8 protein-coding genes are annotated in these 12663 nt (G+C 61.7%); 6 read left to right on the forward strand and 2 right to left on the reverse strand.

Annotation, left to right across the window (positions count from 1 at the left end; genetic code table 11):
- Nucleotides 1-79: 79 nt before the first annotated feature.
- Nucleotides 80-2920, reverse strand: coding sequence for a TonB-dependent receptor domain-containing protein (locus tag AC0L7I_RS02360; protein WP_473397932.1), 2841 nt, complete (start codon nucleotides 2918-2920; stop codon nucleotides 80-82).
- A gap of 194 nt (nucleotides 2921-3114) precedes the next feature.
- Here AC0L7I_RS02360 and AC0L7I_RS02365 point away from each other — a divergent pair, with 194 nt between their 5' ends.
- Nucleotides 3115-4527 carry a protein adenylyltransferase SelO family protein gene (locus AC0L7I_RS02365; protein ID WP_473397933.1) on the forward strand — a complete coding sequence of 471 codons (1413 nt, stop codon included), beginning with the start codon at nucleotides 3115-3117 and terminating at the stop codon, nucleotides 4525-4527.
- Nucleotides 4528-4590: 63 nt separating this feature from the next.
- Entirely contained in the window at nucleotides 4591-5763 is a 1173-nt protein-coding gene (locus tag AC0L7I_RS02370) for a CaiB/BaiF CoA transferase family protein (protein WP_473397934.1), read from the forward strand.
- Here the strand turns inward: AC0L7I_RS02370 and AC0L7I_RS02375 are convergent.
- On the reverse strand, nucleotides 5760-6680 hold the full coding sequence (locus AC0L7I_RS02375) for a DMT family transporter (protein ID WP_473397935.1): 921 nt from the start codon (nucleotides 6678-6680) through the stop codon (nucleotides 5760-5762). The two genes, AC0L7I_RS02370 and AC0L7I_RS02375, sit on opposite strands and share 4 nt — an antisense overlap.
- Before the next feature lie 298 nt (nucleotides 6681-6978).
- Between AC0L7I_RS02375 and gap the strand changes: the two genes are divergently transcribed.
- The 4 genes from gap to AC0L7I_RS02395 all read left to right on the forward strand — a co-directional run bounded on the left by gap (nucleotide 6979) and on the right by AC0L7I_RS02395 (nucleotide 12656).
- Nucleotides 6979-7989, forward strand: a complete 1011-nt coding sequence (gene gap, locus AC0L7I_RS02380; RefSeq protein ID WP_473397936.1) for a type I glyceraldehyde-3-phosphate dehydrogenase — start codon at nucleotides 6979-6981, stop codon at nucleotides 7987-7989.
- A gap of 13 nt (nucleotides 7990-8002) precedes the next feature.
- Nucleotides 8003-9196 carry a phosphoglycerate kinase gene (locus AC0L7I_RS02385; RefSeq protein WP_473397937.1) on the forward strand — a complete coding sequence of 398 codons (1194 nt, stop codon included), beginning with the start codon at nucleotides 8003-8005 and terminating at the stop codon, nucleotides 9194-9196.
- A gap of 299 nt (nucleotides 9197-9495) precedes the next feature.
- Nucleotides 9496-10389 carry a fructose bisphosphate aldolase gene (locus AC0L7I_RS02390; RefSeq protein ID WP_473399106.1) on the forward strand — a complete coding sequence of 298 codons (894 nt, stop codon included), beginning with the start codon at nucleotides 9496-9498 and terminating at the stop codon, nucleotides 10387-10389.
- Nucleotides 10390-10556: 167 nt separating this feature from the next.
- A complete protein-coding gene (locus AC0L7I_RS02395) occupies nucleotides 10557-12656 on the forward strand; it encodes a M3 family metallopeptidase (protein ID WP_473397938.1) in 2100 nt (699 codons plus the stop codon).
- The last annotated feature ends 7 nt before the right edge of the window (nucleotides 12657-12663 follow it).

The raw sequence follows: 12663 nt of genomic DNA on the forward strand, positions 1-12663 counted from the left end.
GCTTTTCGAACCTCACCCCAAAAGGAAAGGGCGGCCCTTGGGGCCGCCCTTTTTTGTTTGTGGGTTTTGACGGAGGGGCCTAGTTGCCCGAACCGCCGAACCGCTTGGTCACGCTGACCTTGAACGTACGACCGAACGGGTTGTGCGTGTAAGGATCGTAGTTGACGTCGAAGGCCGCGAACGGCGGGTCTTCGTCGGTCACGTTGACCACGGACAGGCCGAAGTCGAACCCACCGAAGGCTTCCGACTGCAGGTTATAGAACAGGTCGAACGTCGTCTGGCTGTCGATCTTGTTGCCAAAGCCGAGCGCTCGCTCATCCTTGTAGCTGTCGATGTGGCGCATGACACCCCGGAAGTTGTGATCTCCGAGTGAATAGTTGGCGAACAGGTTCGCTTTCCATTGCGGCATCGACCGTGTGAAGTTCGACCGGTTGAACTGGCCGACATAGTCACCGCCACCGATACCGAGGCCCTCAACGAAGTAAGGATCGACATCATACTCGATGATATAGGTCGCGTCGGCGCCAACAGCGAATTCGCTGCCATTGCTCAAGTCCCAGCTGTTCTGCAGGCGCAGGTCCATGCCGGACGTCTTGATGTCGGGACCATTCGTGATGTTCACACGGATACGCGAGATGGTGGACGCAGTCGGGTTCAGCGGATCGTTGAAGGAGATCCGGCTGAGGATGGCATCATCATCCGTTGTGGCAGTCCCAAGCGCGGCAACCGCTGCACTCACAATGTTCGACTGCTCTTCCACGATGACCGGATCGGAGAAGTCGAAATTGTAATAGTCGAGCGAGGCGAAGAAGTTGCCCATCTCATAGATGCCGCCGATGTTGAAGCTGAAGGCCGATTCCGGTTTCAGGTCAGGGTTGCCGAACGTATCGACCGCCTTGAACGCGGAGGTTGGCGCAACAAACTGCAGCGTCGTACCGACACCGCCCAGCTGGTTCAGCGTCGGCCCCTTGAACGAGGTCTGGGCCGAGCCACGCAGGGAGAAATTCTCCGTCAACGTCCACTTGGCTGCCACTTTCGGGTCGAAGGTCGAGCCGATGTCACCACCATAATCTTCGTAACGAACAGCCGCCTGGATATCGACATTGTCGAACAACGGAATCTGCAATTCGCCGAAGATGGCAAAGATCGTCTGGTCTTCATCGGCCGATGTCGTCCCTGCAAGGAACGAGTACGGACCCGTGCCGCCGGGTCCCGGCGTCACGTTCAGGTCGGTCAGGGCCGATGGTTCCAGCTTGTAGCTTTCCCGGCGAACCTGAACGCCCGCAGCCCAGCCGACACTTCCGCCTGCAGCCTGCACATTGCTCTGTCCTGAAAGGACGCCATCAAAGACCAGGAGGTCTGTGTTGGCAGTCGTCTGGCTCGGGTCGGTAATCCAGTTCGCCAGCGTGACCGAGTTTTCGAGGCCAGCCACATAGTTGGGGTTGGCTGCGCCGGTCACACCGCTTGCCGGAATGGCGTTCGAGAACGGGTTGTAATATTCACAAGCGCCGCCGCCTGCTGTCAGCGAGCCGGCATATCCTGCTGCCCATGGCTGGGTTCCGGTTGCCGGGTCGAAGCCAGTGTTCGGATCGACACAGACACCGAAGCCACGCAGGGCTGCCGTCAGGCCGACGATGTAGGTGTCATTGGTCAGGCGTTCGCTTTCGGTGGCCGAATAGCTGAGCGCGGCATCGTAATGAACGCCGTTATCGAAGTCGCCGATATAGGAGCCGGACAAACGATAGGTTTCGTTCGTGCGATAACCTTCCTGAGCACCGCCCGTGCCGGGGAAACCGCCCCAACCGAATGAGCGGCCAATGAACAGTCCGCCCGCAACGCCAAGACCGGCGGCACTTGGATTGTCAGTGATGTACTGCTGCAATCCGGGATGGCTGGCAGGGACAACCTGGTTCAACAGGGCTTGCGGCGGATAGGAAGGAGACGTCTTCCAGGTCGGAACGTCGGAATAGGCATAAAGTGCCTCGAGGTGAACTTCCGAGCCATTCGACAGGTTGCGATTGTATTCAGAGAAGATCTGGTAGCGCTCTTCTTCTTCTACAAGGTTGTCATACTGCGTGTACTGGAAGCGGCAAGTTGGCGCTTCGACGCCGCCGAGTGCCGTACACCCGTTGTCCAGGACCGTGCCTGACCCGTTGAGCGCAACATAGTAGCCAGGGTTCGAAAGCGACGACCAGCCACCGACCGGGTTGTCCGCATATGGCAGGATGGCCCAGTCTTTCTCGATCAGGCCGACTTCACTGCGCTTGTTGTAGCCAACAGACGTGACCCAGCTGAAATTCTGGCCCTGCAGGCCGTAGGCAGCCGAAATGTCATAGTCGCCATCCGAACCGTCAAAGGACGAGAACGATCCGCCGACTTCAAACCCATCAAGGTCGCGATTGGTGATGAAGTTCACAACGCCGGCAATGGCGTCCGAGCCGTAAAGGGCGGCAGCACCATCCTTCAGCACTTCGATCCGGCCAACAGCAACGGAGGGAATATTGTTCGTGTCGACGAAGAGCTGAGCCTGCTCACCGATCGAATAGGGGTGATAGGTCTGGCGGTGGCCGTTGATCAGCACAAGGCTGCGAGCAGGGCCAAGGCCGCGCAGGTTGATGTTCGATGTGCCTTCAAGGCCGTTCGAGGCGAACTGGTTGGTCTGGCCGTCCACGCCCGAAGAAGGGCCGAGGTTGCGGATCAGTTCCGTAATCGAAGGCTGGCCTTCGAGTTTCAGGTCGCCGGCTGTCAGCACGTCGACGGGAAGGGCCGCATCTTCCGGCGTACCCTGGATGAACGAACCGGTCACGGTAACCGTCGTCAACTTGCGTTCAGATTCGTCGCCTTCCTGCGCAAAGGCCGGCAAAGCCGTTGTAAGCGCAAGAGCAGACGCCCCCAGCACCAATCGTGTGGTCAATTTCATTTGGTTTCCTCCGTTTATACCTGTGACGTCCCCCGGATTATGCTTCCGGGCTTTTCCCTCACTGGCTTGTAACCTTAGACACATGCTGACGCAGCGATAGGGCCGACTTATGCTGCACCGCAATATTGCAATACTGCCATGCATTCGAGCAAACCTGTTGCGCAAGCCGCTGAAATCAGGTCAGAAATGAATGGATGTTGCGCGAAACCCCCACTCATGCCCCCTTTCTTGCGTTGGCAGATTATTTCGCAGATGCGGTAGAACCAGCAAACTTTCCTGCAGAAGTGTTGCGCTTTCGCAACCGTCGCTGGGCAAATGCGGTGGGCCTCGGCACGCTGGATGACGCCCAGTGGCTGGCGCATTTTGCGCGATTCAATTCGCTGCCCGGAAACCTGCCCCGGCCGCTGGCCATGCGGTATCACGGCCACCAGTTCGGAACGTACAATCCCCAGTTGGGAGACGGCCGCGGATTTCTCTACGCACAGGTGCGCGACCGGTCTGGCCGGCTGCTCGACCTCGGCACGAAAGGCTCCGGACAGACCCCCTGGTCACGCCAGGGCGATGGCCGCCTGACATTGAAGGGCGGCGTCCGCGAAATCCTCGCGGCGACCTATCTCGAAACGCTGGGCGTGCACACGTCCAAGGCGTTCAGCCTGGTCGAAACAGGCGAGCAGCTGCACCGAAACGACGAGCCCTCGCCAGCCCGCGGTGCGGTTCTGGTCCGCCTCTCGGAAAGCCATGTCCGCTTCGGCACCTTCCAGCGCGCAGCCTATCTCGATGACCGCGACGGCCTTGCCCGTCTCGTCGACTATTGCGTCGCCCAGTTCCATCCCGGCGCAGATGCCCCTGACATGGCCACCCGGGCGGTGAACCTGCTCGGCCATGTCACCCGCGCCACCGCCAGCATGATCGGCCAGTGGATGGCTGCCGGCTTTGTGCACGGCGTCATGAACACCGACAATTTCAACGTGACAGGCGAGACATTCGATTTCGGCCCGTGGCGCTTCCTGCCCGTGTCCGACCCGAACTTCACCGCCGCCTATTTCGACGAGCACGGCCTCTACCGCTTCGGACGCCAGCCGACGCAGGGCGCCTGGGCGCTGCAACAGCTCGCCTCCGCCCTCCTGCCGCTGGCAGACGCCGACGACCTCGCCCGGGGCCTTGCCCCCTATGAAGCCGCCTACCAGCATGCCTTCGCCGCCCACACGCACCTCCTGCTCGGCCTCGAAGGCTCCGGCGACCTGCGCGCCGACCTCACCTTCCTGCAGGGCTTCTATGGCTGGATGACCACCAGCGGCGCCTCCTGGCCCCAGACCTTCTTCGATCTCTATGGCGGCGCTGCCAGCGAGGCGCGCATGAAAGACTCGCCCCAGGCTGCACTCTACGAGACCGCCGACTTTACCCCCGTGCGCGATGCGCTCGCTGCCCGCTCGCCGACCCACGCCGACCGTCTCGCCCTCCCCTACTTCCAGGCAGCCTCCCCGGTTGTCCTCCTGATAGAGGATGTCGAATCCCTCTGGGCGCCGATCGCCGAGAACGACGACTGGTCCGCCTTCGACGCGAAGCTGGCGCATCTCGAGGCTGCCCGCTCCGCGCTTGCGCCCTGAGCCGATGTGCGGTCCAGATACGCCCTTACCACCCCTTAGCCATTCCCTCACGAGACCCTTGCCATGACCGAACCCGCCCCTTCAGGCCCCCTCGCCGGTATCAAGATTGTCGACATGAGCTCGGTCGTGCTCGGCCCTTTCGCGACGCTGATTTTCGGTGATCTCGGTGCCGACGTGGTCAAGGTCGAGGCGGGCCAGAAGGGCAAGGCGGGCGACATGATGCGCTATGCCGGCGCCTCGCCGACCGGCGATCTCGGCCCGATCTATACCGCCCTCAATCGCAACAAGCGCTCGATAGTCCTTGATGCGAAAACCACTGACGGCAAGGCTGCCCTGACAGCCCTCCTGAAAGATGCCGACGTTTTCTTCCACAATGTCCGCCTTGCCGGCATGGACCGGCTGGGCTTCGGCTACGAGGCCGTGAAGGCCATCAACCCCGACATCATCTACGTCCACTGCGCCGGCTTCGGCACCGGCGGCGAATACGAACATCGCCAGGCCTATGACGACCTGATCCAGGGCGCTTCAGGCTTTGCCGCACTCAATGCCATGCGCTCCGGCGGCGCGCCCGAATACGCCCCCTCCCTCGTCGCCGACAAGACTGTTGGCCTGTTCGCCACCTACGCCACGCTCGCCGCGCTGTTTCACCGCGAGCGCACCGGGCGTGGCCAGTTCGTCCAGGTCCCGATGATGGAGAGTTTCACTTTCTTCAACTTGGTCGAAAACCTCTATGGCGAGACCTTCATCCCGGGTAATGGGCGCCTGGCCTATACCCGCTCGATCAATGCCAACCGCAAGCCCTACCCCACGAAGGACGGCTATATCGGGCTCGTTCCCTATTCCGACGAGCAATGGGCCCAGTTCTTCGAGATCGGCGGCCGCCCGGAAGTCTTCCAGGATCCGCGCTTCTCAACCTATTCTGCCCGTACCGAAAACATCAACGACCTCTACGCCATGATCGAGGAAGTCGCCGCAACCAAGACGACGGATGAATGGCTCACCCTGCTGGATGCGGCCAACATCCCCGCCATGCGCTACAATACGATGGACGCCGTGCTGACCGATCCGCACCTGACCCAGGTCGGATTTTTCCAGGAACGCATCCACGCTGTTGCAGGCGCCTATCGCGCCATGAAGCACCCGGTCACCTTCTCCGACAGCCCGGCCAGCATCCGCCTCGATCCGCCCTGTCTCGGCGCCGATACCGAGACCATCCTCGAAAGCCTCGGCCTCTAGGCCCGGCGCCCACCGCCGCCATGGCGGGCGAGCCAGACGCCGCCAAGGATCATGGCGAAAGCCGCGAGCGACTGCCAGCTCTGCATCTCGCCGAAGAACACGAATCCGAGCACGGCAGCGACGACCGGGATGGCGTAACCGGTCAATGACAGGAAGGTGGCAGACGTCCGCGCGATCAACAGCATGTACAAGGCCTGCGCGAACGCCGTCGGGCCAAGCCCCAGGCCGACAACCGCGAACCAATTCTCCCATCGGGCGTTCACGTCTGCGGGATTGACCATCGCCGCCAGCGGCCATGACACGACCGCAGCGACCGACACGAAGGCCGTGGCGAACGGGATGGCGCTCATCAGCGGCGCGCCACGCGCGATCAGGCTGGATGCGGCATAGGCCATCGTCGCGCCGACCAGCATCAATTGCGCCACGGCGCTGGCAGAGCCCAGCCCCTTCATCGCCTCGGGGCCGAACAGCAGTGCCACCCCGCCAAACCCGATCAGGACGCCGACAACCGACCCGGCGGACATCCGTTCGTCCCGAAACAGGAAATGCGCGCCGACAGCCACGAAGATTGGCACGGCGGCCGTGTAAAGCGCCGCAAGGCTCGAATTGACCGTCTCCTGCGCAATCGTGATCAGCAGAAACGGAATCACGGACCCGACAAGCGCCATGCCCACAATGGCGCCCCACCGGCCCCGGTCCGATAGCGGCGGCAGGTGCTGGCGCTTGGCCAGCATCACGATCCACAGTGCCAAAGCGCCGATTGTCAGGCGGCCGGATATCACCCATTCGGCTGGCAGGCCGGCATCGGCATGTCCCTTGTCGACGGCCATCCGCGTCAGCATGTAGGCGCCTGCCCAGATCAGGCTGAGCAGCCAGAACAGGCCCCAATCGGCGAGAGAACGGCCGGCAGGTTTCATGCGCGTGCACACCCGAACGGCCGCCGCAATGATACCTTGCAATGAAAACGACGTTTCAACCGGATGGCCCCCTGACAGCAGGCGAACAGGCAATACAGCCCCCCCGGTCCAAGTCCACACTGGAATTGCATGGAACTTGCAGGCGGCGCCAATTGAACCCGGCCTTGCGCTGACTCATCTCCCAAAGTCCCGTTTTGCGGCCCGATACCGCAGGCGATCCGGGTGGACGGGGCGAGCGCAGCATCGTAAAGGGCCTGCAAAGTCGCAGTTTTTGTCCCGTCTGAGGAGAATTTTCAAAATGGCAATACGTGTTGCAATCAATGGATTTGGCCGGATCGGACGTCTCGTCCTTCGCTCCATCATCGAGCATGACCGCAAGGACATTGAAGTCGTCGCGATCAATGATCTCGGCCCTGTCGCCACGAATGCCCATCTCCTGCGCTTCGACTCGGTTCACGGTCGTTTCCCGGCTGACGTCCAGGTCGACGGCGACAAGATCGTGATCAATGGCAAGCCGATCCTCTGCACCGCCATCCGCGACCCGAAAGACCTGCCGCACCGCGAACTCGACATCGACATCGCGATGGAATGCACCGGCATCTTCGCTGACAAGGAAAAGGCCTCGGCCCACCTTGCGGCTGGCGCCAAGCGTGTCCTGGTCTCTGCCCCGGCCACCAATGCCGACAAGACCATCGTTTACGGCGTGAACCATGACACGATCACCAAGGACGACATGGTCGTCTCCAATGCATCGTGCACCACGAACTGCCTGTCGCCGGTTGCCAAGGTCCTCAACGACCTGATCGGCATCGAAAAGGGCATGATGACCACGATCCATTCGTTCACCAATGACCAGCCATCGCTCGACCAGATGCACAAGGACCTCTACCGGGCCCGCGCCGCATCGCTCTCGATGATCCCGACCTCGACCGGCGCCGCCAAGGCCGTCGGCCTCGTCCTGCCGGAACTGAAAGGCAAGCTCGACGGTATCTCGATCCGCGTGCCAACGCCGAACGTCTCGGTCGTCGACCTGAAATTCGTCGCCAAGAAGAAGACGACACCGGAAGAAATCAATGCCGCGATCATCGCTGCGGCCAATGAAGGCCCGATGAAAGGCGTGCTGGGCTTCACTGACCAGCCGAACGTCTCGTCCGACTTCATCCACGACAACCGCTCGTCGATCTTCCACCTCGACCAGACCAAGGTCATGGACGGCAATTTCGTCTCGATCCTGACCTGGTATGACAATGAATGGGGCTTTGCGACCCGCATGAGCGACACCGCGCTCGTGATGTCTAAATTCCTGTAAAGGCCAGAAGGCGATGAACTTCAAACGCATCGCCGACGCCGGCGACCTCACGGGCAAGACAGCTCTCGTCCGCGTCGATTTCAACGTGCCGATGGACAAGGGCCTTGTCACCGATGACACGCGCCTGCGCTCTGCCGTAGAGACGGTACAGACCCTGCGCACGCAGGGCGCCAAGGTCGTGCTGCTGGCACACTTTGGCCGCCCCAAGGGCAAGCGCGTCGCGGAGATGAGCCTCGCGCCCATCGCCGGCGCGTTCGCCAAAGTGCTGGGCTCGAATGTTTCGTTCGTGGCCGACTGCAAGGGTGATCATGTGAAGGCCGCGATTGCCGATCTCCAGCCAGCTGGCGTGCTGCTGCTGGAAAACACCCGCTTCTATGAAGGCGAGTCAAACGGCGACATGGCGCTCGCAAAGGAAATCGCCGCGCTCGGCGACCTCTACGTCAACGATGCCTTTTCCGCAGCCCATCGCCGCCATGTCTCGACTGCCGTCCTTGCCGAACTCCTTCCCGCCTATGCCGGCTGCGCCATGGAGCGCGAACTCGACGCCCTCGACAAGGCCCTTGGCACACCGGACAAGCCCGTGCTCGCCGTCGTCGGGGGCGCCAAGGTCTCCTCCAAGATCGACCTGTTGAAAAATCTCGTCACGCAGGTCGACATGCTGGCCATTGGCGGCGGCATGGCGAACACATTCCTCGCCGCGCGCGGCCATGCGGTGGGCAAGTCGCTCTGCGAGCATGACCTGGCTGAAACAGCCGACGAAATCGAAAACATCGCAAAGAAGAATGGGTGCAAAATCCTGTTGCCGACCGATCTAGTCGTCGCCAGGGACTTTGCCGCCAACGCTCCTCACCGCACCTGTGGCCTTGATGAGGTCGCTGCCGACGAAATGATCCTCGATGCCGGGCCACAAACTGTTGCGGCGCTTACTGCCGCCATGGATACCGCGAAGACGCTGGTCTGGAACGGTCCTCTTGGCGCTTTCGAGCTGACGCCCTTCGACACCGCCACCGTGGCCGCCGCGCAGGCTGCCGCGACACGTGCCAAGGCAGGCAAGCTGGTCGCGGTGGCGGGCGGCGGCGACACCGTCGCCGCGCTCAATCATGCAGGTGTCGCGGACGATTTCACCTTCGTCTCCACCGCCGGCGGTGCGTTCCTGGAATGGATGGAAGGCAAGCCCCTTCCCGGTGTTGACGCCCTGAAGGCCTGACCCTGATTGGCACACCCTGCGGCATATCGCGCAGCCAAGATAAAATGATAGCGATCCCATTCGTGCTGCGTCCTGATGGCAGAAGAATCCGGCCTGCAGCGCTTGGCCGGTTTACACGTCGATTTACAGAGCGCTAACCGCACCAGACGCTGCAATCCCCCGGAAATGCAGCGGTTTCCGCGCTGGTGTCGCCGAACAGTTCCGGCTGTTGACGCCGGGTTTGGGCACGGTACTTGAAAGCAGCCCCTGCAAACCAACAAGCAGGTCCCCAAACAATGAGTTTTGACGCGGTGATGATCATGGACAAGACAGCAATGGCCGAACAGGCCGCCCGGAAAGACGGCTTTATCGCCGCGCTCGACCAGTCGGGCGGTTCGACCCCGAAAGCCCTGCGCCTGTATGGCGTCGAGGAAAGCGAATATGCGAACGACGAGGAAATGTTCGGCAAGATCCACGAGATGCGCGCCCGCATTATCAAGTCGCCTGCCTTTACCGGCGACAAGGTCATGGGTGCGATCCTGTTCGAGCGCACCATGGATGGCGATATCGACGGTGTTCCAACCGCGCAATACCTCTGGGAAAAGCGCCGCGTGGTCCCCTTCCTGAAGGTCGACAAGGGCCTCGCCGACGAGGCTGACGGCGTGCAGCTGATGAAACCGATGCCGGAACTGGACGCACTGCTGGAGCGTGCCGTTTCCAAGGGAATCTTCGGCACCAAGATGCGCTCGGTGATCCATGCTGCAAATGCCAAGGGCATTGCCGCAATCGTCGCCCAGCAATTCGACGTCGGTCGCCAGATTCTCGGTCACGGCCTGATGCCGATCATCGAGCCGGAAGTGACGATCACGATCAAGGACAAGGCCGAGGCAGAAGACATCCTGCTCGCCGAAATCACCAAGCAGCTTGATGCGCTTGCAGCAGACAAGCAGGTCATGCTGAAGCTCTCGCTCCCGGAAAAGAAGAACCAGTACAAGTCGCTGGTTGACCATCCGCGCGTGATGCGCGTCGTGGCCCTGTCGGGCGGTTACAGCCGCGACGTCGCCAACGACAAACTGTCCTGCAATACGGGCATGATTGCCAGCTTCTCGCGCGCGCTCACCGAAGGGCTTTCGGCCCGGCAGAGCGACGCTGAATTCAACGCAAAGCTGGCCGACACGATCGACTGCATCTTCACCGCGTCGAAAGCAGGCTGACAAGCGCTTCCAGAATTTGAAAAGGCGGCTTTCGGGCCGCCTTTTTTGTGCGCCATGCCGGGCCGCTTGTGACTGGACACGCAGGGCTCGCGCGGCCCATATTGCCCGCCATATCCCGGCGGCGCCTCAGCGAAGGTATCCCCGCCAGCTGTTGAGGAAAGCTCCAGATGAAATTCATTCCCTTTGCCGCGCCGCTCGCCAGCCTCGCGCTTGTTGTCTCAGCCTGCGCGCCTGCTGCAAACAAGGCCGACACGCGCGCACCCGCCCCGGTGAACGTCCTCGTCAGCGAAGCGAAGTCGATAATGTCTGATCTCGTTGTCGCGCCCGAAAGTGCAGACGCCTTCACAATCCGTTGCAACAATGCCCTCGACCTCATGACCAGGATGATCGCCGATCTGGAAGGGCGTGACTCGGTTGCAGGCGCGGCCGACATCGCCTTCCTCGATACGCTGGTCAATGTCGGCGTCTCCGTGGGATTCGGCGAAGCTGCTGTTATCGCCGAGGCCAATCCCGATCCGGCTCTGCGCGAAGTCGGCGACACCTGCCAGCAGCGCACGTCTGACGTGCTGACCCGCCTGTCCCTCTCGCGGCCGATCTATGATCGCCTTGCGTCCATCGACGCAACCGCGCTCAACCCGCGCGAAGCCAGTCTCCTTGCCCGCAACCTGCGCGACTATCGCCGGGCCGGCATCGACAAGGATGAAGAGACCCGCGACAAGGTTCGCGCGCTGAACGCTGAACTTGCCGAAATCAGTACGGTGTTCAGCAAGAACCTCCGCGAAATCCAGGGCAGCGTCCAGCTCGACTCCGTGAACGAACTGATCGGCCTGCCGCAGGACTATATCGACGCCCACCAGCCCGGCGAGGACGGCAAGATAACGATCACGACCGATTATCCCGATACGGGTCCGGTGTTCAGCTATTCATCGAACGAGTCCCTTCGCAAGGACCTGCTGCGGGCGACCGGCAATCGCGCTTATCCTGACAATGTCGCACCACTCCGCCAGCTGCTCGAAAAACGCTACGAGCTTGCCACCCTTCTCGGCTATCCAAACTGGGCGGCCTATATCACCGAAGACAAGATGACAGGGTCTCCGGAGGTCGCAGAGGCCTTCCTGTCACGCGTCGAGGCCGCTGCCACGAACGCGGCCGGCATTGAGTATGGCCGCCTCCTCGCCAAGCTGGCCGAGACCCAGCCGGATGCCACGGCCGTGCCTGAATGGAGTAGCTCCTATCTCTCCGAGCAGATCCGCCAGTCCGACTACGCCCTCAATTCCCAGGAAGTCCGGCAATACTTCGCCTATGACAATGTCCGTGCCGGTATCTTCTCGCTGGTCGAAGACCTGTTCGGCGTCCAGATCACCCCTTGGGAAGGCGCACCGGTCTGGGACGCCAGCGTCACAGCGCATGAAATGCGCCGTAACGGCACTCTCGTCGGTCGCTTCTATCTCGACATGCACCCGCGCGACGGCAAGTTCAAACACGCCGCCGCCTTCCCGATCCGCTTTGGCCCGACCTCCGACGGCGTGCCGGTCGGCGCATTGATGTGCAACTTCCCCGCGGGCGATCACACGACCGGCCTGATGGAACACCGCCAAGTCGAAACCTTCCTCCACGAGTTCGGCCACCTCATCCACCAGATGTTCTCCGGCCAGCCGGATTTCGCCAGCCTCAGCATGAGCAACCTCGAATGGGACTTTATCGAAGCCCCCTCGCAAATGCTTGAAAACTGGATCTGGGACTATGACACGCTGGCCAGGTTCGCCGTGAATGCCGAAGGTGAAACCATCCCGCGTGACCTCGTTGCGAAGATGAATGCCGCGCGCGATTTCGGCACCGGCCTCGGCACGCTGCGCCAGCTCCTCTATGCGGGTGTCTCCCTCAACTATTACAATCGCCCGCCGGACGAAGTCGATTTCGACGCAATCTGGAACGAGCGCCAGTCCGCGCTCAGCCCGTTCGAGGCCCTGCCCGACACGCACCGCTATGCCAGCTTCGGCCATCTCGATGGCTATTCGGCCATCTACTACACATACCAATGGTCGCTCGCGATCTCGACGGACATGTTCACCGCGTTCGAGACCAACGGCCTGCGCGACCCGGCGACGGCCGAACGCTATCGCGACATGGTGCTCGCGCCCGGCTCATCCAAACCGGCTGCCGCGCTGGTGCACGACTTCCTCGGCCGCGACTGGACGCCGGAAGCCTACGAGAAGAAACTGATCGATGCCGCCAAGGCCGCGCCCGTGAAGAAAGTAAAGAAATAGGCCCGCC

The sequence above is a fragment of the Hyphomonas sp. J20-32 genome (assembly GCF_055808555.1).